The organism is Candidatus Nitrospira neuquenensis, assembly GCF_979578155.1.
In genome coordinates this window covers 43,430-67,605 of sequence record NZ_CEFZDU010000011.1, presented here as the reverse complement: position 1 = coordinate 67,605, position 24,176 = coordinate 43,430, and the positions used below count along the sequence as shown (strand labels likewise).

23 protein-coding genes are annotated in these 24,176 nt (G+C 71.2%); 8 read left to right on the top strand and 15 right to left on the bottom strand.

Annotated features, from left to right (window positions below):
* Positions 1-228: 228 nt before the first annotated feature.
* From AC1U7O_RS05385 to AC1U7O_RS05365, 5 genes are all read right to left on the bottom strand, one after another.
* Entirely contained in the window at positions 229-723 is a 495-nt protein-coding gene (locus tag AC1U7O_RS05385; RefSeq protein WP_479893582.1) for a Spy/CpxP family protein refolding chaperone, read from the bottom strand.
* Between the two features lie 30 nt (positions 724-753).
* Positions 754-2,247 carry a DegQ family serine endoprotease gene (locus tag AC1U7O_RS05380; RefSeq protein ID WP_479893581.1) on the bottom strand — a complete coding sequence of 498 codons (1,494 nt, stop codon included), beginning with the start codon at positions 2,245-2,247 and terminating at the stop codon, positions 754-756.
* Positions 2,248-2,344: 97 nt separating this feature from the next.
* Positions 2,345-3,754: a sensor histidine kinase gene (locus tag AC1U7O_RS05375; protein WP_479893580.1), complete on the bottom strand. Its 1,410-nt coding sequence runs from the start codon at positions 3,752-3,754 to the stop codon at positions 2,345-2,347.
* A gap of 46 nt (positions 3,755-3,800) precedes the next feature.
* Positions 3,801-4,475, bottom strand: a complete 675-nt coding sequence (locus tag AC1U7O_RS05370) for a response regulator transcription factor (protein WP_479893579.1) — start codon at positions 4,473-4,475, stop codon at positions 3,801-3,803.
* A gap of 62 nt (positions 4,476-4,537) precedes the next feature.
* Positions 4,538-6,193 carry an FAD-binding protein gene (locus AC1U7O_RS05365; RefSeq protein WP_479893577.1) on the bottom strand — a complete coding sequence of 552 codons (1,656 nt, stop codon included), beginning with the start codon at positions 6,191-6,193 and terminating at the stop codon, positions 4,538-4,540.
* A 240-nt stretch (positions 6,194-6,433) separates the two neighbouring features.
* Between AC1U7O_RS05365 and gcvP the strand changes: the two genes are divergently transcribed.
* Both gcvP and AC1U7O_RS05355 read left to right on the top strand, forming a co-directional pair.
* Positions 6,434-9,340, top strand: coding sequence for an aminomethyl-transferring glycine dehydrogenase (gene gcvP, locus AC1U7O_RS05360; protein WP_479893576.1), 2,907 nt, complete (start codon positions 6,434-6,436; stop codon positions 9,338-9,340).
* 17 nt (positions 9,341-9,357) lie between these two features.
* Positions 9,358-10,662, top strand: coding sequence for an aminotransferase class V-fold PLP-dependent enzyme (locus AC1U7O_RS05355; protein WP_479893574.1), 1,305 nt, complete (start codon positions 9,358-9,360; stop codon positions 10,660-10,662).
* Positions 10,663-11,337: 675 nt separating this feature from the next.
* Here AC1U7O_RS05355 and AC1U7O_RS05350 read toward each other — a convergent pair.
* The 10 genes from AC1U7O_RS05350 to AC1U7O_RS05305 form a co-directional block, all read right to left on the bottom strand.
* The gene (locus AC1U7O_RS05350) at positions 11,338-11,865 is read right to left on the bottom strand and encodes an NUDIX domain-containing protein (RefSeq protein ID WP_479893573.1); all 528 of its coding nucleotides are present in this window, start codon (positions 11,863-11,865) and stop codon (positions 11,338-11,340) included.
* An 11-nt stretch (positions 11,866-11,876) separates the two neighbouring features.
* The gene (gcvT, locus tag AC1U7O_RS05345; protein ID WP_479893571.1) at positions 11,877-12,980 is read right to left on the bottom strand and encodes a glycine cleavage system aminomethyltransferase GcvT; all 1,104 of its coding nucleotides are present in this window, start codon (positions 12,978-12,980) and stop codon (positions 11,877-11,879) included.
* Positions 12,977-13,381, bottom strand: coding sequence for an FKBP-type peptidyl-prolyl cis-trans isomerase (locus AC1U7O_RS05340; RefSeq protein ID WP_479893897.1), 405 nt, complete (start codon positions 13,379-13,381; stop codon positions 12,977-12,979). Before AC1U7O_RS05340 ends, gcvT begins: the two co-directional genes overlap by 4 nt.
* Positions 13,382-13,471: 90 nt before the next feature.
* Positions 13,472-14,662, bottom strand: coding sequence for an FIST signal transduction protein (locus AC1U7O_RS05335; RefSeq protein ID WP_479893570.1), 1,191 nt, complete (start codon positions 14,660-14,662; stop codon positions 13,472-13,474).
* Between the two features lie 92 nt (positions 14,663-14,754).
* Entirely contained in the window at positions 14,755-14,985 is a 231-nt protein-coding gene (locus AC1U7O_RS05330; RefSeq protein ID WP_479893569.1) for a hypothetical protein, read from the bottom strand.
* 102 nt (positions 14,986-15,087) lie between these two features.
* Positions 15,088-16,374 (bottom strand): DmpA family aminopeptidase, encoded by a 1,287-nt coding sequence (locus AC1U7O_RS05325; protein WP_479893568.1) that lies wholly within the window; start codon positions 16,372-16,374, stop codon positions 15,088-15,090.
* 5 nt (positions 16,375-16,379) lie between these two features.
* Positions 16,380-17,258, bottom strand: a complete 879-nt coding sequence (locus AC1U7O_RS05320) for an LOG family protein (protein ID WP_479893566.1) — start codon at positions 17,256-17,258, stop codon at positions 16,380-16,382.
* Positions 17,259-17,266: 8 nt separating this feature from the next.
* Positions 17,267-17,707 (bottom strand): hypothetical protein, encoded by a 441-nt coding sequence (locus tag AC1U7O_RS05315; RefSeq protein WP_479893565.1) that lies wholly within the window; start codon positions 17,705-17,707, stop codon positions 17,267-17,269.
* A complete protein-coding gene (locus AC1U7O_RS05310; protein ID WP_479893564.1) occupies positions 17,689-18,099 on the bottom strand; it encodes a hypothetical protein in 411 nt (136 codons plus the stop codon). Before AC1U7O_RS05310 ends, AC1U7O_RS05315 begins: the two co-directional genes overlap by 19 nt.
* A gap of 13 nt (positions 18,100-18,112) precedes the next feature.
* The gene (locus AC1U7O_RS05305; protein ID WP_479893562.1) at positions 18,113-18,760 is read right to left on the bottom strand and encodes a DUF502 domain-containing protein; all 648 of its coding nucleotides are present in this window, start codon (positions 18,758-18,760) and stop codon (positions 18,113-18,115) included.
* 192 nt (positions 18,761-18,952) lie between these two features.
* On the opposite strand from AC1U7O_RS05305, the gene hisS reads away from it, so the two are divergent.
* The 6 genes from hisS (at position 18,953) to dnaN (ending at position 24,142) form a co-directional block, all read left to right on the top strand.
* On the top strand, positions 18,953-20,206 hold the full coding sequence (gene hisS / locus AC1U7O_RS05300; RefSeq protein ID WP_479893561.1) for a histidine--tRNA ligase: 1,254 nt from the start codon (positions 18,953-18,955) through the stop codon (positions 20,204-20,206).
* A gap of 99 nt (positions 20,207-20,305) precedes the next feature.
* Positions 20,306-20,626 carry a DsrE family protein gene (locus tag AC1U7O_RS05295; protein WP_479893560.1) on the top strand — a complete coding sequence of 107 codons (321 nt, stop codon included), beginning with the start codon at positions 20,306-20,308 and terminating at the stop codon, positions 20,624-20,626.
* Between the two features lie 21 nt (positions 20,627-20,647).
* Positions 20,648-20,992 carry a DsrE family protein gene (locus AC1U7O_RS05290; protein WP_479893559.1) on the top strand — a complete coding sequence of 115 codons (345 nt, stop codon included), beginning with the start codon at positions 20,648-20,650 and terminating at the stop codon, positions 20,990-20,992.
* A 45-nt stretch (positions 20,993-21,037) separates the two neighbouring features.
* A complete protein-coding gene (locus AC1U7O_RS05285) occupies positions 21,038-21,280 on the top strand; it encodes a hypothetical protein (protein ID WP_479893558.1) in 243 nt (80 codons plus the stop codon).
* Positions 21,281-21,644: 364 nt separating this feature from the next.
* Positions 21,645-22,988: a chromosomal replication initiator protein DnaA gene (gene dnaA, locus AC1U7O_RS05280; protein ID WP_479893557.1), complete on the top strand. Its 1,344-nt coding sequence runs from the start codon at positions 21,645-21,647 to the stop codon at positions 22,986-22,988.
* Between the two features lie 23 nt (positions 22,989-23,011).
* Positions 23,012-24,142, top strand: coding sequence for a DNA polymerase III subunit beta (gene dnaN / locus AC1U7O_RS05275; RefSeq protein WP_479893556.1), 1,131 nt, complete (start codon positions 23,012-23,014; stop codon positions 24,140-24,142).
* The last annotated feature ends 34 nt before the right edge of the window (positions 24,143-24,176 follow it).

The following is a 24,176-nucleotide window of genomic DNA, read 5'->3' as shown; positions in this document are numbered from 1 at the left end:
ACCAACAGCCTGTCTCAGGGAAACGGCCAGGGGCCGGGCGGCGCCGGCGAACCGGGCGGCATGTCCCTCGTGACGCGCTCCGGTCGCGAGGTCCCGCCGGATGGCCTGCCGCCCGAGACCCGACAGGCCTTGGCGCGCGGCCGGGCGCTCGCGATGGAAGTCGGCGCAGGCGGGGAAGAGAGGCGGGCCGCGACGGCCGGCCCGCCGATGGGGTGGGAATCGCGCGCGTCACCCTTCCCGGTGGTGACGCATCATCCGCTCGTGCTCGGCCTGCTCCTTCTCCCGCTGCTCGGGCGTCAGCAGCGTCCAGGCCTCACGCCTCGCCTTGATCGCCGCGATCCGCAGGCTCGCCTCCAGCTCCTCGCTCTGCTTGATCTTCGCCTCGACGGCGGCGAGGTCGGTCTTGTCGTCCTCGACCATGGCCGCCACCTCCCGCTCGGCCACGAGGATGTCCGATTCCATCTTGATCCGGGTCTTGTCCAGCGCAAGCTGGATGGCCTTGATCTTGGCGACCTGCTCGCCGGTCAGGCCGATCTCCTTCTGGTGCATGAGCAGGTGCCGGAGGTAATGGCCCGTCTGGCCGTGGCCGCCCATCATCCGATGGCCCTCACGATGGGACCCGTCGCCCCTCCCATGCCGCTCCTTGTCCGCCCAGGCCGGCGAGACACCGAGCCCCACCGCCAGCACCGCCGCCGCCATCGCGCTCAACAGTTGTCCACCCATCGTGCCCTCCTTTGCGGTCGTTGAGCCAGCTTACACCTTCACCGTGATGAAGAGCGAGTTCCCGTGCCGGACGACCAGCAGCAGCGCCGGCTGGTCCTCCTTCAATGCGGAGACCGCCTGCTCGTAGTCTCGCACGGACGCGACCCGGCGCCGATTGACTTCCCGGATCACGTCGCCGGGCCGCAGCCCCGCGCCGGCCGCCGGGCTCTCGGGATCGAGCGCCGTGACCACGACCCCCGTGAGCGGGCCGGCGAGGCCCAGCTCCCGGGCCAGCCGGCGGTCGAGGCTCTGGACCTCGACGCCGGCCAGCGCGCCGCCGGCTTCTCCGTCGGAGAGGCTGGCCGCGCTGCGGGGCCCGGGTTGCTCGCCCACCGTGACGGTCAGCTCCCGCTCGCGGCCGTCACGGATGACGGTCAGCGGTACCGTCGCGCCCACCTTCGCGCTCGTGACCGCGCGCTGCAGCGCGGCCGGGTCGTCCATCCGCTTGCCCTGGAACCGGACGATCACGTCGCCCTGCCTGACGCCCGCCGCGGCGGCCGGCCCCTCGTCGTTGACGTCGCTCACGAGCGCGCCCTTCGGCTCCGTGAGGCCGAACGACTTGGCGAGGTCCGGCGTCAGGTCCTGGATCGCCACGCCGAGGTAGCCGCGCACCACCTTGCCGGTGGCGATCAGGCTCTCGGCGACCGGCCGGGCCATGCTCACCGGCACGGCGAAGCCGACGCCCTGGTAGCCGCCGGTCTGCGAGAAGATCGCCGTGTTGATCCCGACCAGCTCGCCCCTCGTGTTCACGAGCGCGCCGCCCGAGTTGCCGGGGTTCACCGCCGCGTCCGTCTGGATGAAGTCCTCGTACTGCGTGATGCCCATTCGACCGCGCCCCAGCGCGCTCACGATGCCGAGCGTGACCGTGGAGTTGAGGCCGAAGGGGTTGCCGACCGCCAGGACGTACTCGCCGACCTGGAGCTTGGAAGAGTCGCCCCAGGGGACGACCGGGAGGTCCCGCGCATCCACCTTGACGACCGCGAGGTCGGTCTTGGGGTCGGCGCCGATCACCTTGCCCGTGAACTCCCGTTTGTCGGGCAGCGTCACGCGCACCTCGCGCGCGCCCTCGACGACGTGGTGGTTGGTGAGGATGTGGCCGTCCGGGGAGATGATGACGCCGGAGCCCATCCCGCCGGCGCGCGGGCCCTCGTCCCCATGGGGCCCGAAGGGCGGCTCCATCCGATCCTGCCGATCCCGCCGATCCTGCCGATCCCGCGGATCGCCCGCGCCGCGCCCGCGCCGTTCCCCGGGCGTGGTGAGATTGACCACCGCCGGCGTCACCGCCTTGGCGACCTCGGGAAATCCCGCGACGGCCGGTTGGCCCAGCGGGGGGGCGGGATTTGCCGAAAGGGCCGTAGCGGCGACGGCGGCCGGTGGTACGGTGGGGGACGGACCGGCGGCGAACAGGGACGCGACGGCGGCCAGCAGCGCGGCCGCCGCCGCGACCGCGCCCGCCTTGGGTTTCGTGATGCTCGTGGGTGACATCGTTGCCTCCTTCTCGTTCCGAGGGGCCGCTCGGCCCCGATGGGAAGGAGGCTAACAAGCCGAGATGAAGCGGCGATTAACGGGGGATTAAAAGGCTTTAAGCGGAGGCGAGCGGCAGGATGACGGTGAAGGTCGCGCCGGCGCCGGGCGCGCTGCGCACCTCGATGCGGCCTCGGTGCGCCTCGACGATCCAGCGGCAGATGGACAGGCCCAGGCCCGTGCCCTTCTTCGCGTGGGCGCGGGCGTTGTCCGCGCGGTAGAACCGGTCGAAGAGGCGCGGCAGCGCGTCGGCGGGAATCCCGATGCCCTGGTCCGACACGCAGACCTTCGCCGAGCCGTTCTCGCGACGGACCGCCAGCTCCACCTTCCCGCCGCGGTGCGAGTACTTGACCGCGTTGTCCACGAGGTTCAGCAGCAGCTCCCGGAGGCCCAGCTCGTCGCCCGTCACGGTGACCGGCGCGGTCTCGGCCAGCGTGACCTCCACCTGCTGGTCCTGGCCGAGGACGGCGGCCTGGCGCTGGATCTCCTCGACCAGCGCGTCGAGCCGCACGGGTTGGGTCGCCAGCTCGATCTCGCCCAGGTCCGCCCGGGAGAGCAGGAGCAGCTCGTCCACGATGCGCGTCATCCGGTCGATCTCCTCCAGCGCGCTCTCCAGCACCAGGCGGTAGTCCTCCGCGGAGCGGGGCCGCCGCAGGGCCAGCTCGGCCTCGCCCTTGAGCACGGTCAGCGGCGTGCGCAGCTCGTGCGAGGCGTCGGAGGTGAACTGCCGGACCTGGCGGAAGGAGGCTTCCAGCTGGGCGATCATCAGGTTGAACGTGGAGGCCAGGCGTCCGACCTCGTCGTCGGCGGCCGGCGGCGTGAGCCGCTGCGTGAGGTCGCCGCCGGCGATCCGCTCGGCGGCCTGCGTGATCGCGCCGACCGGCCGCAGCGCCTGGCCCGCGAGCAGCCAGCCGCCCACCAGCGCCGCGACCAGCGCGCCCGGCACCGCGACCAGCAGGATGAACAGGAGCCGGTTGAGCGCCTCCTCGACCGGCTGGAGCGAGGTCCCGACCTGGACGACGTTGACGAGGGCGTCGCCGTGCCGCACCGGCACGGACACGAGCCGGATCGGCGGGCCGTCCGGGAACCGGGCCGATTCGAACGTCGTGTGGCCGGCGAGGGCCGCGTCGAACGCCGTCCGGCTCAACGGGATGTCCCGCCGCCCCAGGTTGGCCGACCGGATCGTGATCGTCCCGCTCGGGCCGAAGATCTGGAAGAACTTGTCGAGGACGGCGAGCCGGGGAAAGTCGGCCGAGAGGTCGTCGAAGAGGAGGAAAGGGCCGAACCGCCGCTGCTCGATCGAATGGATGGCGACGGTCGCGGCCTCCACGAGCGAGCGGTCCACCTGGTCGCGGAGCTGCCGGGCCATCACCGCGTAGAGCGTGACGGCGAACAGGAGCAGGATGACGGCGAGCGCGCTCCCGTACCAGATCGTCAGCCGGACGCGGATGGAAACGGCCCTCGTCATCGCGTTCCTCGTCCCTTCCCCGACGGCCGCGCCGAGCGGACCGCGGTCAGTCCTCGGCCCGCAGGACGTAGCCGCTGCCCCGGACCGTGTGGATCAGCTTGCGCTCCCGCCCCTTGTCGATCTTGTTCCGCAGGTAGCTGACGTAGACGTCGATGACGTTCGTGAAGGTGTCGAAATCCAGGTTCCAGACGTGCTCGGCGATCATGGCGCGGGTGAGCACGCGGCCCGCGTTGCGCAGGAAGTACTCCAGCAGCGCGTACTCCTTCGCGGTCAGCTCGATCCGCTGGCCGCCGCGGGTCACCTCGCGCGTGGCCGGGTTCAGCACGAGGTCGTCCACCTGGAGCAGGCCGGCGCCCTCGCCCGTGCCGCGCCGCAGCAGCGCCCGCACCCGCGCGAGCAATTCCTCGATCGCGAAGGGCTTGGTGAGGTAGTCGTCGGCCCCGGCGTCCAGCCCCCTGACGCGCTGGTCCACCTGCGAGCGGGCGGTGAGGATCAGGACCGGCGTCCGGACCTTCTCCTTGCGCAGCCGCTCCAGCACCTCCAGGCCGGAGAGGCCGGGGAGCATCACGTCCAGGATGACCAGGTCGTAGACGCCCTGCCGCGCCAGCTCCAGCCCCGAGGCCCCGTCCCCGCAGAGGTCCACGGCGTAGCTCTCCTCCTCCAGCGCGCGCCGGATGAAGGAGCCGACCTTCACCTCGTCCTCGACGACCAGGATGCGCATGCTCAACCCGTGAGGCTAGGGCATCGGGGGCGAGGGGAGGTCGCCCGACGCTTCCCGCTATTTTACTTCGGCGGCCAGCGGGTGATCGTCACCGGAGCGGAGGACAGCCGCGGGCCGTCCGGCGTCCGGTGGGCGAGGCTGTGCCGGAGCCAATTCGCATCGTCGCGGGCCGGGAAGTCCGACCGGTAGTGGGCGCCGCGGCTCTCCCGGCGCGCCAGGGCACCGGCGACGATCGTCTCGGCCACGTCCAGGAGCGAGTGCAGCTCCAGCGCCTGGATCAGCTCGGAGTTGAAGACGCGGCCCCGGTCCTGCAGCTCGATGCGGCCCGCCCGCTCGCGCAGCTCGCGCACCTTCTCGGCCGCCTCCTTCAGCGAGGCCTCCGTCCGGAAGATGCCGAGGTTGTGGGCCATCGTCTGGCCGAGCTCCTCGCGGATCCGCCAGCTCCGCTCCCGGCCCGGCCGCGCGAGCAGCTTGGCGATCCGGGCCTCCTCGTCGCGCAGCAGGCTCTCCGGCGGGGCCTTGGGGGCCACCCCGGCGATGTAGAGGCCCGCCCGCTGCCCGGCCCGCCGGCCGAAGACGATCGTCTCCAGGAGCGAGTTGCCGCCGAGCCGGTTCGCGCCGTGGACGCTCACGCAGGCGCACTCGCCCGCCGCGTAGAGGCCCGGCAGGTCGGTCTCGCCCCACTGGTTCGCGCGGACGCCGCCCATCTGGTAGTGCGCGCCGGGACGGACGGGGATGGGACTCTCGACCGGGTCCACGCCGGCGAACTCCACGGCCAGCTCCCGGATCTGCGGCAGCCGCTCCAGGATCCTCGCGCGCCCCAGGTGCCGCAGGTCGAGGAGCACGCAGCCGTCCACGCCGCGCCCCTCCAGGATCTCCCGCCCGATCGCGAGCGAGACCGTGGACCGGGTCGCGAGCTCCATCTGCTCGGGCGCGTAGCGCGTCATGAACCGCTCGCCCAGCGTGTTCAACAGGTAGCCGCCCTCGCCCCGCGCGCCCTCCGTGATCAGGATGCCCGTGTCCTTGAGCGTCGTGGGGTGGAACTGGACGAACTCCATGTCCTCCAGCGGCACGCCCGCCCGGTAGGCCAGGGCCATGCCGTCGCCCGTGTTGATCACCGCGTTGGTGCTCGTCAGGAACACGCGCCCGCTCCCGCCGGTCGCGAGCACCACCGCCTTGGCCCCGATCGCGTGCACTCCGCCGCGCAGCAGGTCCCAGGCGATGACGCCGCGACAGGCGCCGCCGTCCACGATCAGCGACGTGACGTACCACTCCTCGTAGACGACGGCCCGCCGCTTGAGGAGCTGCTCGTACATCGCGTGCAGCAGCGCATGGCCCGTGCGGTCGGCGGCGTAGCAGGTCCGGACCGCGCCGGCGCCCCCGAAGGGCCGCTGCGCGATCCGGCCCCGCTCGTCCCGGCTGAAGATGACGCCGAGCCGTTCCAGGTCGAGGATGTCGCCCGGCGCCTCGCGGCACATGGCCTCGATCGCGTCCTGGTCGCCCAGGTACTGCCCGCCCTTGGCCGTGTCGTAGGCGTGCTGCTCCCAGGAGTCGTGTTCGCCGAGGGCGGCGTTGATGCCGCCCTGCGCGGCGACGGAATGGCTCCGGACGGGATGGACCTTGGAGACGAGGGCGACGTCGGCGTGGGCGGGCGCGGCCAGCGCGGCCCGCATCCCCGCCAGTCCCGCGCCGACGATCAGGAGGTCATGCACGTGCACGGGGCCATGATGGCGGAAACGCCGGGCGATGGCAAGACCGGCCGGCGACCGGCAGCGAGGGACCGCCGGACCATCCGCTCGGTGAAGACTCCTTGCGAGACCCCCCGCAACATAGGGCATAATAGGGTCCCATCAGCCCCGGAGCAGCCGCAAGGGGCGGGGGCGGGTCGCCGGCGTCGGTCCGGCGCCACGCCCGCCGCGATCCGTTCATCTTTCACCGCCAGGGAAGGAGGTCGCCCGGTGACCGAGACGCAAGGCAGACGGCTCCTCAGCGCCACCGACCAGTTCGTGCAGCGGCACCTCGGCCCCACCGACGCGGACATTCAGGAGATGCTCGCGACGCTGGGCCTTCAGTCGCTCGACGCCCTGATCGACGCGACCGTGCCCGAGGACATCCGACTGCGCCGGCCGCTGGCCCTCGATCCCCCCTTGAGCGAGCAGGAGGCCCTCGCCACGCTGCGCGCCCTGCACGATCGGAACCAGGTGTTCCGCTCCTTCATCGGCATGGGGTACTACGACTGCGTGACGCCGCCGGTCATCCAGCGCAACATCCTGGAGAACCCCGGCTGGTACACCCAGTACACGCCCTACCAGGCGGAGATCGCCCAGGGTCGGCTGGAGGCGCTGCTCAATTTCCAGACGATGGTGGCGGACCTGACGGGGCTGCCGCTCGCGAACGCCTCCCTCCTCGACGAGGGCACCGCCGCCGCCGAGGCGATGGCCATGTGCCTGTCCGTCGCCCGCGCCCGCGGCGCCGACCGGCGGACCTTCTCCGTCGCGGCGGACTGCCACCCCCAGACCATCGCGGTCGTCCGAACCCGGGCCGAGTCGCTGGGGATCGCCGTGCGGGTCGTCCCGACCGAGGAGATGACCGACTGGTCCGACGCCCTCGGCCTGCTCCTGCAATACCCCGCGACCGACGGCGCCGTGCGCGACTACGCCGCGCTGGCGGAGGCGGCCCATGCCGCCGGCGCCCTCGTGGCGGTCGCCACGGACCTCCTGGCGCTCACGCTCCTGCGCCCGCCGGGCGAGTTCGGGGCCGACATCGCCGTGGGCTCCAGCCAGCGGTTCGGCGTACCGCTGGGCTACGGCGGCCCGCATGCGGCCTTTCTTGCGACCAGGGACGAGTTCAAGCGGCAGATGCCCGGCCGCCTGGTGGGCGTGTCGCGCGACGCGGCGGGCAAGCCGGCGTTCCGCCTCGCGCTCCAGACGCGCGAGCAGCACATCCGGCGCGAAAAGGCCACGAGCAACATCTGCACCGCCCAGGTCCTGCTCGCCGTCATGGCGAGCATGTACGCGGTCTACCACGGGCCGGAGGGGCTGCGCCGGATCGCCGAGCGCGTGCACGGGCTGGCGGTCCTGCTGGCCGACGGGCTGCGTCGGCTCGGCTACGAAGTCGGCGCCGCGCCGTTCTTCGACACCGTCCGCGTCGGCGCGACCGGGCGCGCGCCGCTGGCCTCGGCCGACGCGGTGCTCGCCGCCGCGCGCGCGCGGCGGATCAACCTGCGCCGGCTGGACGAGCGGACCGTCACCTTCTCGCTCGACGAGGCGGTGACGGCGGACGAGGTGCGGGCGCTGCTGGAGGTCTTCGCCGGCGGCCAGCCCGCGCCCGAGACGGTCGAGGCGCTGGCGGACCGCGTGGATCCGCGCATCCCCGCGCCCTTCGCGCGCACGAGCGGCTACCTCACCCACGAGGTGTTCAACCGCTACCACTCCGAGCACGAGATGCTCCGCTACCTCCACCGGCTCCAGGCCAAGGACCTCTCGCTGGTCCACTCGATGATCGCACTGGGCTCCTGCACGATGAAGCTCAACGCGACCGCCGAGATGATCCCCGTCACCTGGAAGGGCTTCGGCCGCCTGCACCCCTTCGCGCCCGACGAGCAGACCGCCGGCTACCGGGCGCTGTTCGCCCAGCTCGAAGGCTGGCTGGCCGAGATCACGGGGTTCGCGGCCGTGTCGCTGCAGCCCAACGCCGGCTCGCAGGGCGAGTACGCGGGACTGATGGTGATCCGCGCCTACCACCGGAGCCGGGGCGAGGCGGGGCGGGACGTCTGCCTGATCCCGGTCTCCGCCCACGGGACCAACCCGGCGAGCGCGGCCATCGCGGGGATGAAGGTGGTCGCGGTGGCCTGCGACGCCAAGGGCAACGTGGACCTCGCGGACCTGGAGGCCAAGGCCCGCGAGCACCGCGATCGGCTCGCCGCGCTGATGATCACCTATCCCTCCACGCACGGCGTGTTCGAGGAGGGCGTGCGCCGCGCGTGCGCGATCGTCCACGCGCAGGGCGGCCAGGTCTACATGGACGGGGCGAACATGAACGCCCAGGTCGGCCTCTGCCGGCCCGGCGACATCGGCGCCGACGTCTGCCACCTGAACCTGCACAAGACCTTCTGCATCCCCCACGGCGGCGGGGGGCCCGGCATGGGGCCGATCGGCGTCGCCGCGCACCTCGCGCCCTTCCTCCCCGGCCACCCGGTGGTGCCGGTCGGCGGCGAGCGGGCCATCGGGCCGGTCTCCGCCGCGCCCTACGGGAGCCCGAGCATCCTGCCGATCTCCTGGACCTACATCGCGCTCATGGGTGCGGAGGGGCTGACGAAGGCGACGAAGGTCGCCATCCTCAACGCCAACTACATGGCCAAGCGGTTGGAGAAGCACTACCCCGTGCTCTACGCCGGCCAGCAGGGCCACGTGGCCCACGAGTTCATCCTCGACCTGCGCCAGTTCAAGGAGAGCGCCGGCATCGAGGCGGTAGACGTGGCCAAGCGGCTCATGGACTACGGCTTCCACGCGCCGACCATGTCCTTCCCCGTGCCCGGCACGCTGATGATCGAGCCGACCGAGAGCGAGTCCAAGGCGGAGCTGGACCGCTTCTGCGACGCGCTGATCGGGATCCGCGGCGAGATCCAGGAGATCGTCGAGGGGCGGCTCCCGCGCGACCACAACCCGCTCAAGCTCGCGCCGCACACGGCGCAGGCCGTGACCGCGGCCGAGTGGACGCGCCCCTATTCGCGCCAGCAGGCGGCGTTCCCCGCGCCCTGGGTGCGCGACTCCAAGTTCTGGCCCTCGGTCGCCCGCATCGACGACGCCTACGGCGACCGCCACCTCGTCTGCACCTGCCCGCCGACGGAGCCGGGCTCCGCCTGAGGGGCGATCGGGAAGGGATGAACCGCCGCGCCTTCCTCGTCCGCACCGGCCTCCTGCTCGGCGCGAGCGCGCTGGCGGGGCCGCTGCCGCTCTTGAGCCGCGCCTCGGCCGCGCCGCCCGCCCTCGACGGCTGGGACGCCGTCCGCGACCAGTTCCTCCTCACGCGCGACGTCATCCACATGACCGGCTTCCTCCTGGCCTCGCATCCCACGCCCGTGCGGGAGGCCATCGAGCGACACCGCCGCGGGTTGGACGAGAACCCCGCCCATTACTGGGCGGACAACGAGGAGCCCCGGGAGGCGGAGGTCCTGCGCGCCGCCGCCGAGTACCTGGGCGCGCGGCCGACCGACATCGCCCTCACGGACAGCACGACGATGGGCCTGGGGCTGCTCTATGGCGGGCTCGCGCTGCGGCCGGACCAGGAAGTCCTGACCACCGTCCACGACCACTACTCGACCCAGGTGGCCCTCCAATTGCGGACCAAGCGGACCGGCGCGGCGATCCGCACCGTGCCCCTCTACCGCGACCTCGCCACCGTGACGAAGGAGGAGCTCGTCGAGACGCTCCTGCGGGAGGTCGGCCCCTCGACCCGGTACGTGGCCGTGACCTGGGTCCACTCCAGCACCGGCCTCAAGCTCCCGATCCGGGAGATGGCCGACGCGCTCGCGCGGATCAACGCCGCACGGACCGAGGCCGATCGCGTCCTGCTCTGCGTGGACGGCGTGCACGGACTCGGCGTCGAGAACGTCACGATGGCGGACCTCGGCTGCGACTTCTTCATCGCCGGCACCCACAAGTGGATGTTCGGGCCGCGGGGGACCGGGATCGTCTGGGGCCACCACCGCGCGTGGCCGACGGCCAACGCGACGATCCCGACCTTCAACATGCAGGCCTACCGGATCTGGATGAAGGACGTGCCGCCCGAGGACCTTCCCATGGCGGCGCTGATGACGCCCGGCGGCTTCCACTCCTTCGAGCACCGCTGGGCGCTGAGCGAGGCCTTCCGGTTCCATCTCGCGATCGGCAAGGCCCGCATCGCCGACCGCATCCACGCGCTCAACCGGCAGCTCAAGGAGGGCCTGCGCGCGATGCCCGGCGTCACGCTGCGCACGCCCCTGGCCGATGAGCTGTCCGCGGGGATCACCTGCTTCGACGTGGCGGGGGTCACGCCCGCCGAGGCGGTCGAGCGGCTCCGGCGGCGGCGGATCGTGGCGAGCGTCACCCCCTACGCGACGAAGTACATCCGCCTCGCCCCCAGCCTGCTGACCTCGCCGGAGGAGGTGGAGATCACCCTGCGCGAGATCCGCGCCCTGCGGGGCTGACGGCCACCTCCGCGCGTCCTGGGACATCGGAACGGATGGCGGCCTCGGGTCCAGCCCGCTTCCGGCCCGTTGACGGCCGTATATCCCGCCCATCGGCTTGGCTTCGCGAGCCAAGACGCCCCCGACATCGACGAGCTCCTGGCCCGCTTTACGGGGTTCGACTGGGAGGTGGATTGGTCAAAGGCTCGCGTCGTCCGATTTCCTCCTTGACGCCCTTCGTCTATGACGATCTCCTTGCGCCTGCCGGATACGCTCCTCACCGAGCTCACGCTACTGGCGCGAACGAGCGCGACGTGCCGTACCAGAGTCTGCTGAAGGGCTATCTTGCCGATCGCGTGAAGGAAGAGCGCCGCCGCGCCCGCCGAGGCCTGGGACGCAGCAAGCGGTCGCCGCCGTAGGGTCGCGTCCCGTCAGTTCCTTTCGTCATTCCGACGGGGTGACGTTTCCCGGCGACCGCGACCCGCATCGTCTTTGGGCCGCCTGGAATGCCGAGGAGACGGCGTCACCGACGATGCCAGGATACCTCGCAGGATGCTCACCCAGCCCGCCTTCTCACCCGCCCACCCCAGGCGCGCCAGGACGCGCCGGTGCCCCGGTCAAGGCCGTTGCCACGTTTTGGCGGGTGATGAACGGGCGTCTTGCAGCGGGAGGACAGGTCGCGTGATCCCGTAACGGCTACTTTTCGGAGGCCTCGCCGCGCCCCCGCAGCGCGAGGGCCTGCAGCCCCACGATGGTCTTGCCGTCGCGGATCACGCCCTCGCGGATGAGCGCGAGGGCCCGCTGAAGCGGCATCTCGACGATCTCCAGCACTTCGTCCTGGTCGAGCTGCTGGGTGCCGGGGGAGAGGTCGGTGCCCAGGTAGATGTGGATGACCTCGTCGCAAAACCCCGGGGCGGTGTAGATGCTCGCGAGCCGCTCCAGCGAGCCGGCGCGGTAGCCGACCTCCTCCTCCAGCTCGCGGGCGGCGCAGGCCGGCGGGTCCTCCCCCGGCGAGAGCTTCCCGGCCGGAATCTCGTAGATGAAGTCGCGCAGCGCCTGGCGCTGCTGGCGGACGAGGACGACCGTGCCGTCGGCCTTGAGCGGCACCACCGCCGCCGCGCCGGGGTGGTGGATGATCTCCAGCTCGACGGTCTTGCCGTTGGGGAGCGTCACCGTTTCGAGGACGAGGTTGACGACGCGACCCTGGTAGATGGGCTTGTCCATCGGGCGGGCGATCAGGCCGGGGTGCGCTTGTAGAACGGCGGGGCGACGACGACGGCGGGGACGATGCGCCCGCGGATGGCGATGGCGAGCGACGCGCCCTCCTTGGCATGGGCGGGCGGGACGTAGCCGAGCCCGATGCCCTTCTGCAGGATCGGGGAGAAGTTCCCGCTCGTCACCTCGCCGATCGGCTCCCGGGCCTCGCCGCCGGCGAGGATCGGGAACCCGTGGCGCGGGACGCCCTTCTCGACGAGCTCGAAGGCTGCGAGCCGCCGGACCGGTCCCGTTTCGCGCTGTCGCAGCAGCGCGCGGCGTCCGACGAAGTCGCCCTTGTCGAAGCCCACGACCCGCTCGGCGCCCGCCTCGATCGGCGTGTGCGCCTCCGAGATGTCGTTCCCGTAGAGCAGATAGGCCATCTCCAGGCGCAGGAGGTCCCGCGCCCCGAGCCCGGCCGGCTTGAGCCCCCGCGGGCCGCCCACGTCGAGGAGCGCCCGCCAGAGGGCCGGCGCCGCCGACGCGGGGACGTAGAGCTCATAGCCCGGCTCGCCGGTGTAGCCCGTCCGGGTGATGAGGGCCGGGGCGCCGGCCAAGGAGGTTTCCAGGCCGCGGCGGGGCTTGAGCCCCTCCAGCCCGGCGACGCCCAGCGCCGCGAGGATCGCCCGGGACGCGGCGCCCTGGAGCGCGAGCTGGGCCAGCTCCGTCGAGCGGTCCTCGATCGTCAGGTCCCGCGCCCCCGCCGCCTGCTCCCGGAGCCAGGCCACGACCTTCTCCCGGTTCGAGGCGTTCACGCAGAGGAGGTATTCCTCCGCCTTCACCCGATAGACGAAGATGTCGTCCTTGATCCCGCCCCGCTCGTTGCACAGCATCGAGTACTGGGAGGCGAGGACCTCCAGCACGCCGGCGTCGTTGGTGGCGACCCGCTGGAGGAACGGCAGGGCGCCGGGACCGGAGAGGGTCAGGCGGCCCATGTGGCTCACGTCGAAGAGGCCGGCCGTCGAGCGGACGGTCTGGTACTCGTCCACGACCCCGGAATACTGGATCGGCATCTCCCAGCCGGCGAAGTCCACGAGCTTGGCGCCGGCGGCCTTGTGGGCCTCGTAGAGCGGCGTGCGCTTCATCGCAGCCCCAGCAGCTCGACCTCGAAGGTCAGCGTCGCGTCGGGCGGGATCACGTTGCCGGCTCCGCGCGCCCCGTAGCCGAGGGCCGGCGGGATGATCAGCTTGCGCGTGCCGCCGACCTTCATGCCCAAGACCCCCTCGTCCCAGCCCTTGATCACCCGCCCCGCGCCCACGCGGAACGAGAAGGGCTCGTTGCGGGTGCGCGAGCTGTCGAAGCTGGTCCCGTCCGCCAGCCAGCCCGTGTAATGGACCGTGGCCGTGTCGCCCGGCTCGGCCGCTCGGCCCGTGCCGACGACGAGGTCCACGTACTGCAAGCCCGATTCGGTCGTCACGATCTCACCTCCCGCTCGCGGCGCGGCGGCCGGCTCCTCGGCCCGGCCGGCCGAGGGCGCCGCCAGCATCACCCAGAGCAGGCTCCAGAGCCACGCGCCTCGCATCCGTCGTCCCTCCTCCGTCCCGTCCGTTCCCTCGCGCGGCGGCCCACGCCGCCGTCAGCCCTCGTGCCCCGCGCCCGCCTCCGGCTCGGCGAAGAGCGCCAGGCTGGCCGTGTACCCGTGGAGGTAGGTCCGCCCGCCGACCGGCCCGATCTCGCCCTGCGCGAAGAACCCGGCCACCGGGATGTCGCCGGCCCGCTCGCGGATCACCCCCACGTCGTGGTGGGGCCGGCCGAAGAGCCCCCGGCCGCGGCCGCAGCAACTGAACAGCAGCGCCCCGAGCGGCGGCCGCTCGTGCCGCGCCCGGTCGGCGGCCAGCAACAGGTGCAGGTCCTCGGCGGCCGCCTGCGCGTCGCGGAGGTGGAACTGCACGGTCTGGCCCTCGTGGACCAGGTCGCCGATCGCGATGCTCCCGGCGCCGCGGTCCGCGCCGATCAGGTTGCGGACGAGGAAGTCGCCGCGGTCGAAGCGGTTGCGGTGCTCGTCCATCACGATGCCGATGTGGAGCGCGCGGTGCGCCCGGGTCTGCTCCTCCGCCGAGAGAGACTCGAAGGCCGCCTGGAGCCGCTGAAGCCCCGGCGCGCCCCCCAGCTCGTAGATCACGTTCTTGTCCGCCTTCGTCACGACGTACCGCTCGCCGATCGGCCGGCAGCCCTGGGACACGATCGCGCGGATGCCCACGGGGCCGGTCACCGCCACGCCCACGAGCCCGTCGCGGTGGACCTCGCCGTCGAGGATGAGGCGGTTCTCGCCCGCGTCCTGTCCGCCGCCCGCCAGGCCGCCGATCGCCGCCACGCCGGGATAGCGCTCCGCCATGGCCGAGAGCACCTCGTCCACCGGCAGGGAGAAGGGGTCGGCCAGGAGCAGGAAGGTCGGCTGACCGCCTCCGAACTCGTCGGGCCAGTGGTCGATCGAGAGCGGCTCCTCCGCCTCCACCGCGGAGGCCCGCAGGGGGGTCAGCGAGGCGCCCGGCAGGCGCGCCGCCCAGAGCACCGCGGCGGCGGCGACCTCGATCTCCTCGTCGCGGGCGATCACGCCCTCGCCGGTGCAGCCGAGCAGCAGGCGCGGTCCCACCCCGTCCCGGACCGCCGCGCCGAGGGCCTCCGCCGCGCCCGCGTAGTGGGGCGAGAGGAAGAGAAAGGCCAGGTCCACGGGCCCGGGGCCCAGGTCCCGGCGGACGGTCTGGGCGAGCGCGCGCCCGGCCGTGAGCGCGTCCGTCTCGCGGGAGAGGGCGGTGGTGAAGCGCATGGGGGGATCCTCAGGTCCTCGAGCCGGAAGGTCCGCGGCAGTCTAGCAACGCGCCGCGCGCTTTGTCCACCGGGCGGGCGCGCGGGGGACCGCTACTCCGGCAGCGGAAGCGACCGCTCGCCCCGGTCTTGGTGCAGCTTCTTGTAGTAGCGCCACATGTAGGAATGGTAGTCGTCGAGCTGGGCGAGCAGGTAGTGGAGCTCGGTGGGGTCCTGCGTCTCGAGGGCCCGGGTCATGCGCGTCTTGAGGAACTCCGCGAAGCTCTCGGTCTTCTCGATCGCCGTGAGCAGGCGCACGGCCCCGCCGATCTGGTAGTCGCCCATCGTGGTCCTCCGTCGGACGTCCCGGACGCCCGACCGCGCGAAGGGTCCCCAGGATAGCGGCGCGACGGTCCGATTGCAAGCGCCCGTCGGGTCGCCGCCCGCTCACGGGTTCGCGCGGCGGAGCAGCTCCCGCAGGCGCGCGAGCGAGATCGCCTCGACCCGATGGTTGTCCCGGCCGACCGTCGTCGTCGCCATCGTCAGGGCGTTGAGGATCGCCTCCTCCGTCGCCTCGACGGTCGCGGTCAGGAGCGGGTTCAGGTGCCGGTCGGCCAGGTGGGTCATCGTGTAGGTGCGCTCCTTCTGCTCGTGCAGGATCGTGTTGCCCGTCGAGAAGGCGAGCATGAAGTCCCCGCTGCCGTGGCGCGCGGTGGAGCCGGTGCGGGCCAGCCCCAGGGCGGCGCGCTTGGCGAGCCGGCCGAGCTGGCGGGCGTCCACGGGCGCATCGGTCGCGATGATGACGATGATCGAGCCCTCCGCGGACGGCCGGCTTTCCTCCTCCGCGCGGGCCTCCGCCGCGGCCGCGCCCGGGAGCACGCTCTGCCGCTTCCCTCCCTTCTCCCGCGTCTCGTCATAGAGCCGGCCCACCGGCACGCCCGCGACGACCAGCTCGGGCCGACGCCCGTGGTTGGCGTTGACCAGCACGCCCACCGTGTACCCGCCGTCCTCGTCCGCGAGCTTGCGGGAGGCGGTGCCGATCCCGCCCTTGAACCCGTAGGCCACCATGCCGGTCCCGGCCCCGACCGCCCCCTCGGACACCGGCCCGCCCTCCGCCTTGTCCAGCGCCGTGATCACGTCCTGCTCGGAGACGTGCCGTCCCTGGCTGTCGTTGAGTCGGCTGTCGTCGCACTCGGCGACGACGGGGGTGAGCGTATCGTCGGTGATGCCGATGCCGGGATACCGCCCGATCATCCAGCTCATCACGCCGTTGGCCACCCGCGGGACGTTCAGCGTGTTCGTGAGCGCGATCGGGTATTCGAGGAAGCCCGACTCCGCGACCCAGGCCAGCCCGGTCATCTCGCCCGTGCCGTTCAGCACGAAGGCCGCGGCCGGCACCTTCTTCCGCCAGACGTCGTCGCGCGGGATGACGACGGTCACGCCGGTCCGCACCGGCCCGTCGCCGGGCTTGAGCGCCCCCTGCCCGCGGCTCAGCGTGACGTGCCCGACCTTGACCCCCGCCACGTCCGTGATCGCGTTGAACCGGCCGGGCGGGTAGCGCCCGATCGTGATCCCCAGCTCGCGCGCCCGCACGCGCGGCTCGTCCGGCGCCTCGGTCGCGCCCACCGCACTCAGCAGCAGCGTCACCGTCCCGACCGCCGCCATCTGCAGGCTCCATCCTCTCCCCGTCAGCCCGGCCCGCATGCCGGCCGTCGCCTCCCTCATCTCCTTCATCTCCCTCATCGCTCGCGGTCGAGCGGCCGCGGTCCCGCGAGCCCGCGGAACTCGGCCTGGATGGTCTCCCAGGCCTCGCGACCCGTCTCGGCGTAGTGGATCAGGTCCAGGTCCGGCGCGCCGATCAGCCCCTCCTCGACGAGCATCGGCCAGTTGATCAGCCGCTCCCAGAAGGCCCGGCCGACCAGCACGACGACGAGGTCCCGCACCTTCTGCGTCTGTAGCAGCGTCAGCGCCTCGAACAGCTCGTCGAGCGTGCCGAAGCCGCCTGGAAAGGCGACGAGCGCCTTGGCCCGCAGGAGAAAGTGCATCTTGCGGAGCGCGAAGTACCGGAACTGGAAGCAGAGGCGCGGCGGCACGTAGGGATTGGGCTCCTGCTCGTGGGGGAGCGTGATGTTGAAGCCGATGGACTTGGCGCCGACGTCCGACGCGCCGCGGTTGGCCGCCTCCATGATGCCGGGCCCGCCGCCCGTGACGATGACGGAGTCGCAGGCGCCCTGGACCTGGCAGGCCGAGGAGACGAGCCGGCCGAACTCCCGCGCCTCCTCGTAGTAGCGGGCCAGCTCCAGCCGCCGACGCGCCACCGCGGCCGCCCGCTGCGCCTCGGCGTCGCCGGGCCGCCGGGCCGCCTCGCGCTCCGCCCGCGCCAGGGCCTCGCGGGCCGCGGCCGGCTCGCTCACGCGCGCGCTGCCGAAGACGACGATCGTGGAGCGGATGCCCTCTTCCTGCTGGATCAGCTCCGGCTTCAGCAGCTCGAGCTGCAGCCGCACGGGCCGCAGCTCGTCGCGGGCCAGCAGTTCCAGGTCCTGGTCGGCCCGGCGGTAGGAGGGGGACTCGATGAGCGCCCTGCGGCGCGCCGGCTTGTCCTCTTGCGGCTCGGTCATCGCGGACCTCACTCCGAGAAGGGCCAGGGCCGATAGCGGGAGGACCGGGCGTGGTGCGCGAAGGCGTGGCCTACGGCCCTCCACTCGGCGTCGAAGACGACCTGGAAGACGTCGGCGCCCAGCCCGCCGCCCGCCACGACCAGGTCGATCGGCACGGGCAGGAAGAACCCCGAGGGGTAGCCGAGGTTCACGCGCGCGTAGCGGGCGTCGCGGAAATGGTACCGCGCGACCACGTCGTCGCCCAGGGGCTCCATCTCGTCGGGCGCGCCGAGCCGCGTGACCACCTCCCGCAGGGTCGTGCGTCCCGGCTCGATGAACGTCACGTCCTCCGGCTCGATCGGGTCGTTGATCGAGAGCCGCACGAAGCTGGCCAGCCCGCAACCGTGGAGGCCGCCCGCCGGCGCGAGCAGCGCGAGGACCAGGAGCCCCCTCAGTCCCCGAAGGGCCACCACTGGAACTCCATCCGGTCGGTCCGCCGCCCGAACACCACCTCGTCCACCACGCCTTCCCGGTTCACGAGGACGTAGAGGTCGTCGCTCTTGATGGTGACGCGGCTGAAGTTCAAGAGGATGAGGAGCAGGCTGCCGGCCTTGAGGTCGTACCGGTAGTAGTGCAGGATCTCGTGGCCGTTGGCCTCGATGATCCGGTCCGGCGCGCCCAGGCGCGTCGTGACCTCCGCCCTCGTGCTCCGGCCCTTCTCGATCGCCCGGATGTCCTCGTCGTTGAGCGCGTCGCCCAGGTTGGCGCGGCTGAAGGCGCAGCCGGTCAGGAGAGCCAGCCAGAGGGCCGGCGCGAGGGCCAGGACCGCCGGACCCGACCACCGCCGCCCGTGACGCCGCATCGCCCTCTCCGCCTCACCGCGACCGGGGGCCCGCCGCCGGCCCCGGGAGCCCTTTGCGGCTCAACCAGCCGGGCCGCGGACGGTAGAGCCCGGCCGACACTTCCAACTTCATCGCGTCCTCCGGCGGCAGGTCCACGGGGATCGCCTGCTCCCGCGGGATGAAGGCCAGGTAGCCGGTCAGGGGATGGATGGCCGTCGGCACGAAGACGGACACCAAGCTCGTGCCGGTGGAGGCCTGGACCGGCGCGGGCGCCGCGCCCATCGCGAACCCGAGCGCCCAGAGCCCCTCGCGCGGGAAGGGAAAGACCACCACCGGCGCCTCTCCGAAGCGGCTGTGGAACTTGAAGAGGTCCGTCATGCCCTTGAGCGTGGCGTAGATCGCGCTCACGACGGGGATCCGCTCAAGCGCCCGCTCGGTCGCATCCACCAGCCGTTGGCCGAGAAACTGGGCGGCGACGAGGCCCGAGAGGAGGATCAGCAGGATGAGCGTGAGGAGGCCGAGCCCGGGCACGTCCGACCGGACGGCGGGCCCGAAGACGTCCGCGATCAGCCCGTCGAGGGCCACGAAGAGCGTTTCGACGACGAGGAAGGTGCCCCAGGCCGGGACGAGGATCAGGATGCCGGTGAGGAAGGAGCGTCTGACGCGCTGGCCGTGACCCATCACACCCCTTGCTCCGTGCCGGCCGCGTGCCGGCCCCGTGGGAGGCCCAGTCTAGCAGATTCCGAGGCCCCGCGCACGACGGCGCGGCCGCGCGGCGGCCGCGTTGACTTGCTCCGGACCGGCGGCTATAGTGCGCGCAGGCCGCGCGGGGCGCGCCGCGCCGGCGGCCGAGGGAGAGGGCGGGGGAGGGCGATGATCTCCGGCGTCAAGGGGGTCAAGGACATCCTGCCGGACGAGGTCCGGCGGTGGCAGCGGATCGAGGCCGCTGCCCGACGCCTGTCGCTCCTCTACGGGTTCGAGGAGATCCGCATCCCGATCTTCGAGCAGACCGAGCTCTTCGCGCGCAGCATCGGGGCGAGCACGGACATCGTCGAGAAGGAGATGTACACCTTCCCGGACCGGGACGGGAAGCTCCTCACCCTGCGACCGGAGGGGACGGCCGGCGTGGTCCGGGCCTACATCGAGCACAAGTTGGTCGCCTCGCCGACCCAGAAATTCTTCTACCTGGGGCCCATGTTCCGGCACGAGCGGCCGCAGGCCGGCCGCCTCCGGCAGTTCCACCAGTTCGGTGTGGAATGCTTCGGTGCGGCCAGTCCCCACGCCGACGTGGAGGTGATGGCGCTGCTCTGGCGGTTCCTCACGGAGCTGGGCCTGCCCGGCCTGACCTACGAGGTCAACTGCCTCGGAACGCCGGAGGACCGGACGGCCTATCGCGCGCAACTCGTCGCCTTCCTGGAGGGCCGACAGGCGGACCTCTGCGAGAACTGCCGCCGCCGCCTGCACACAAACCCCCTGCGGGTCCTCGACTGTAAGAGCCTCTCGTGCCGGGCCGCGACGGCCGACGCGCCGCTGCTCCCCTCCTCGCTCTCCGAGGAGTCCCGCCGCCACCACGAAGCGGTGCTCGCCGGCCTGCGGGAACTCGGCATACCCTTCGTCGAGAACCCGCGGCTGGTGCGCGGGCTCGACTACTACACCCTGACCGCCTTCGAGACGACCTCGACGCACCTCGGCGCGCAGAACGCCGTCGGCGCCGGCGGGCGCTACGACGGCCTCGTCGAGGCGCTCGGCGGGCCGAAGGTGCCCGGCGTCGGGTTCGCCGTCGGCCTGGAGCGGGTCGCGCTCATGCTGCCGGAGGGAGCGGTGGAAGCCCGACCGCGCCTGACCTACGTCGCCGGATTCGGAGCGGCCGGGGGTCCGGCCGGGATCAAGCTCCTCTTCGCGCTGCGGGATGCCGGGGTCCGGGCGGACATGGACTACCGCGCGTCCACCCTCAAGGCCCACCTGCGCGCGGCCGACCGGCTGGGCGCGGCGTTGGTCCTCATCCTCGGCGACGATGAGGTGGCGGCCGGCAGCCTGCTCATCCGCGACATGGCCAGCAAACGGCAGGAATCCTGGCCCCTCGCCAAGCCGATCGAGTCGCTCAAAGCCCACCTTGCCGAGGCCTGACCCGAGGCCGGATTTTTTATTTGACTTTTCCCCCGCAAAACCGATAAATTCCTCTTGAATTTCAATAAGTTTTTCCACGTTCCTATCCTGTGGATTTCCATGGAGAAAAAGAAGCTCGGTGTCCTGCTATCCACAGCGCCTTCCCACCCGAACGTGGTCAGCGTCGCGAACCTCTGTCAGGAGGCGCTTCGCGCCCAGGTGGACGTGTATCTGTACCTCATCGACGAGGGGGTGAAGAACCTCCGAGACAGTCGGCTCGCGCGCCTCGCTTCCGACGGAGCCAAGCTCTTCGTCTGTGCCTATGGCTGCCAGCAACATGGAGTGTCCACGGAGGGCCTCCCGCAGGGGATGAGCCTCTGCGGGCTCGTCGTCCTGTCGAACATGGTCAACGGCTGTGACCGGTTCGTGGCGTTCAACTGACGTCCGCTCATCGAGAGGGTGATGCCTCCCTCCATCGTGCTCGTCATCCGAGAGGACCCGGCCAAGAGCCCCCGAGCGGTCGAGGCCCTTCGCATCGCGCTCGGCCTGGGCGCGGGCGAGAACCCCCTGACTGTCGTCCTGCTCGACGAGGCGCCGCTCCTGCTGGCCGAGAACACCGATGACGTCCTTGACGTGGACATCCTGGAGAAGTACCGTCCTTCGCTTGCCCAATTGGGCGTCCCGTTCATCGTCCCGGTCGGCGCCCGGGCGAGGCACGGCCTCGACCCCTCCTTCACGGTCGAGGAGGTCGAGGCCCACGCCATCGCCCGCGTGGTCGCCCAAGCCGATCGCGTCCTCATCTTCTGAAGGAGCCCGCTCGCGCCCGTGGCTGGAACCGGCAGGTTGTACCTCATGACGAAGGCCTCGCTCGCCGGGACCGAGGCCCTGTTGACGCCCGGCACCAGGGAAGAGCCGGCGACCATCGTCCTCCTGCAGGAAGCTGTCGCCTTGGACCCCTCCAAGCTTCCCATCCAGGACGTCTACATGCTGGGCGACGATGCGGTGGCTCGGCACATCGTCCCTTCGGTCCCCACGATCTCCTATCGGGAGCTGCTCGATATGATCTTCTCGTCACGCTTGGTGGTCACCCTATGATTCCCTTGCTCTGTGTATCCCGGTGCCTCCGAATTCTCTTAGGCGGAGCACAGAAGAAGAAACCACCGGAGCCGGAGTAAGAGTAGTGCCTGTGAGCACTGTGGGCGGGGAAGATATCGGCGTCCTGGGGCTGTTGAACGACGGAAGGAGAGGCGGTTGAGCTTGGGGATCGGTGACGACTTTCCACTAGAGAAGCTGTGGACCGCCGGTGGCTGGGCCCCTTGACCCCGGGGGTTGGTCGGCGGCCTGCCAGTGGAGGGGTGCCAAAGCCCTGCCGATGCTCAGGAGCGGGAGGGGAGCGCCGGAGTGGGATTAGTTATCAACAGGTGTTTATAAGCTTGTGTATAACGGGAGGTTTCCCCCCATGGAGGCGCAAGCGATCTGGAATCAAGCGCTTGCCTACATCGGCGGGCGGGTCCAGAAGCAGGTGTTCGACACCTGGTTCGCCCCGGCCCGTCTGCACAGCATTGATGATCGGGAAGCTCGGATTGACGTCCCGGATAAGTTCTTCGGGGAGTGGCTGGAAAAGCACTACACGGCTCTCCTTCAGGAAGCCCTCGCCGAGGTCCAGGGCGGGACACGGGTGAGTATAGTCTTCCAGAGCGCTCCGAGAGGCATCCCGCGGGTGGACGGCCCCGGAGAGCAGGCGGCGCCGATACGGACCCTCCCCGGCGTGCGGCAACGGAAGGTGCTCAACTTGAACCCGCGGTATTCCTTCAGAACCTTCGTCGTCGGGGCGAGCAACCAATTCGCCCACGCGGCGAGCCTCGCGGTGGCGGAACGCCCGGCCCAGGCCTACAACCCCCTCTTCATCTACGGAGGCGTGGGGCTCGGAAAGACGCACCTGCTCAACGCCATCGGCAACTACGTGGCCGAGCGCTCGGACCTCAAGATCGCCTACGTGACGACGGAGCAGTTCACCAACGAGGTCATCAACTCGATCCGCTACGACAAGATGATGGACTTGCGGAAGCGCTACCGGAGCATCGACATGCTGCTGGTGGACGACGTGCAGTTCCTCGCGGGGAAGGAGCGGACGCAGGAGGAGTTCTTCCACACGTTCAACACCCTCTACGAGGCGCGCAAGCAGATCGTCCTCTCCAGCGACCGGTTCCCGAAGGAAATGCCGGACATCGAGGAGCGGCTCCGCTCGCGCTTCGAGTGGGGGTTGATCGCGGACCTCCAGCCGCCGGACGTTGAGACGCGGATCGCGATCCTCCGGAAGAAGTCCGAGGATGAGGGCGTGATCCTGCCCGACGACGTGATCCAGTACCTGGCCGAGAACATGAAGCACAACATCCGCGAGCTCGAGGGGTCGCTGGTGCGGCTGAGCGCCTATTCCTCCCTCACGGGGCACCCCATCGCCATGGACATGGCCAAGAACGTGCTGCGCGACATCATCGGCGAGAAGAAAAAGATCATCACGATGACCGACATCGAGGAGGCGGTGTCCGAGCGCTTCCACGTGAAGACCTCCGACCTGAAGTCGCGCCGCCGGAGCAAGACGCTCGTCCACCCGCGGCAGATCGCCATGTACCTGTGCCGCGAGCTGACCGACGCCTCCTTCCCGGAAATCGGACGGCACTTCGGCGGCAAGGACCACACGACGATCATCCACGCCTGCAAGCAGATCGCGAAGGCGAAGGAGGCGGACCCGGCGCTGCGGGCCACGCTGGAGAGCCTCAAGACGCAGATCACGAGGGGATAGGCCCACCCGGGGGAGAGGGCTCCATGAAGCTACGAATCGCACGGGACGAGCTGTTGACCGGGCTCCAGCGGGTGCAGGGCGTGGTGGAGAAGCGCAACACCATGCCGATCCTGTCCAACGTCCTCCTGGAGGCCAAGCCGGAGGGCGTGGACATCCTCGCGACCGACCTCGAGATCGGGATGCGGGGCCATTACAAGGCGACGGTGGACGAGCCGGGCGCCGTCACCCTGTCCGCCCGGAAGCTCTACGAGATCCTCAAGGAGCTGCCCGACGGCGAGATCGGACTCACCGTCGGCGAGAACCACTGGGCCACGATCGTGGCGGGGAAGAGCCAGTTCAAGATCGTCGGCTTGCCCGGCGCCGACTTCCCGGCCATGCCCTCCATCGAGCGGGAAGGCCTCACGCCCGTCGAGGGGGCGGGCCTCGCGGACTTGATCCGCAAGAGCCTCTTCGCGGTCGGCGACAACGACGCGCGCTACATCTTGAACGGCCTGCTGGTGACGCTCCTTGTGGCCGAGAAGAAGACCACGCTCCGGCTGGTCGGCACCGACGGGCACCGGCTGGCCCTCGCCGAGCGGGACGTGGCCGCGCCCGCGGGCAAGGAGGGGCCGCGGGAGGTCAAGGCGATCATCCCGAAGAAGGCCGCGCAGGAGATGCGCCGTCTGCTGGAGGAAGGGGACGGGGACCCGCTCCTCGGCTTCACGAAGAACCTGATGATCTTCCGGCGCAGCGGGCTGCTCCTGACCTCCCGGCTGATGGAGGGCAACTACCCCAACTACCAACAGGTCATCCCGAAGGACAGGGAGCCCGAGAAGCGGGCCACCGTGGCGCGCGCGGAGTTCGAGGGGGCGCTGCGGCGCGTGGCGGTCCTCTCCCGCGACAAGACCAACGCCGTCAGGCTGAGCCTGGCCCGCGGGGCCATGACCCTCTTCACCAGCAACCCCGACTTCGGCGAAGCGACCGAGGAGGTGGCCGCCCAGTACCAGGGCGAGGCGCTGACCACCGGCTTCAACGCCCGCTACCTGCTCGATGCGCTGGGCGTCATGGACGGCGACGCGGTGACCCTGCAGATGGACACCCCGCTGAGCCCCTGCCTGTTGCGCGAGGCGGGCCACGCGGGCTTCGCGTGCGTCGTGATGCCGGTCAAGGTGTAGGGGCCGTGCGGCGAAAGGGGTACGGCGTCGGGCG

Coding starts and splice junctions, on each gene's coding strand:
- AC1U7O_RS05385 (WP_479893582.1), bottom strand. CDS start 723: ATGGGTGGACAACTGTTGAGCGCGATGGCGGCGGCGGTGCTGGCGGTG.
- AC1U7O_RS05380 (WP_479893581.1), bottom strand. CDS start 2,247: ATGTCACCCACGAGCATCACGAAACCCAAGGCGGGCGCGGTCGCGGCG.
- AC1U7O_RS05375 (WP_479893580.1), bottom strand. CDS start 3,754: ATGACGAGGGCCGTTTCCATCCGCGTCCGGCTGACGATCTGGTACGGG.
- AC1U7O_RS05370 (WP_479893579.1), bottom strand. CDS start 4,475: ATGCGCATCCTGGTCGTCGAGGACGAGGTGAAGGTCGGCTCCTTCATC.
- AC1U7O_RS05355 (WP_479893574.1), top strand. CDS start 9,358: ATGAACCGCCGCGCCTTCCTCGTCCGCACCGGCCTCCTGCTCGGCGCG.
- AC1U7O_RS05350 (WP_479893573.1), bottom strand. CDS start 11,865: ATGGACAAGCCCATCTACCAGGGTCGCGTCGTCAACCTCGTCCTCGAA.
- gcvT (WP_479893571.1), bottom strand. CDS start 12,980: ATGAAGCGCACGCCGCTCTACGAGGCCCACAAGGCCGCCGGCGCCAAG.
- AC1U7O_RS05340 (WP_479893897.1), bottom strand. CDS start 13,381: ATGCTGGCGGCGCCCTCGGCCGGCCGGGCCGAGGAGCCGGCCGCCGCG.
- AC1U7O_RS05335 (WP_479893570.1), bottom strand. CDS start 14,662: ATGCGCTTCACCACCGCCCTCTCCCGCGAGACGGACGCGCTCACGGCC.
- AC1U7O_RS05330 (WP_479893569.1), bottom strand. CDS start 14,985: ATGGGCGACTACCAGATCGGCGGGGCCGTGCGCCTGCTCACGGCGATC.
- AC1U7O_RS05325 (WP_479893568.1), bottom strand. CDS start 16,374: ATGAAGGAGATGAGGGAGGCGACGGCCGGCATGCGGGCCGGGCTGACG.
- AC1U7O_RS05320 (WP_479893566.1), bottom strand. CDS start 17,258: ATGACCGAGCCGCAAGAGGACAAGCCGGCGCGCCGCAGGGCGCTCATC.
- AC1U7O_RS05310 (WP_479893564.1), bottom strand. CDS start 18,099: ATGCGGCGTCACGGGCGGCGGTGGTCGGGTCCGGCGGTCCTGGCCCTC.
- AC1U7O_RS05305 (WP_479893562.1), bottom strand. CDS start 18,760: ATGGGTCACGGCCAGCGCGTCAGACGCTCCTTCCTCACCGGCATCCTG.
- hisS (WP_479893561.1), top strand. CDS start 18,953: ATGATCTCCGGCGTCAAGGGGGTCAAGGACATCCTGCCGGACGAGGTC.
- AC1U7O_RS05295 (WP_479893560.1), top strand. CDS start 20,306: ATGGAGAAAAAGAAGCTCGGTGTCCTGCTATCCACAGCGCCTTCCCAC.
- AC1U7O_RS05290 (WP_479893559.1), top strand. CDS start 20,648: ATGCCTCCCTCCATCGTGCTCGTCATCCGAGAGGACCCGGCCAAGAGC.
- AC1U7O_RS05285 (WP_479893558.1), top strand. CDS start 21,038: ATGACGAAGGCCTCGCTCGCCGGGACCGAGGCCCTGTTGACGCCCGGC.
- dnaA (WP_479893557.1), top strand. CDS start 21,645: ATGGAGGCGCAAGCGATCTGGAATCAAGCGCTTGCCTACATCGGCGGG.
- dnaN (WP_479893556.1), top strand. CDS start 23,012: ATGAAGCTACGAATCGCACGGGACGAGCTGTTGACCGGGCTCCAGCGG.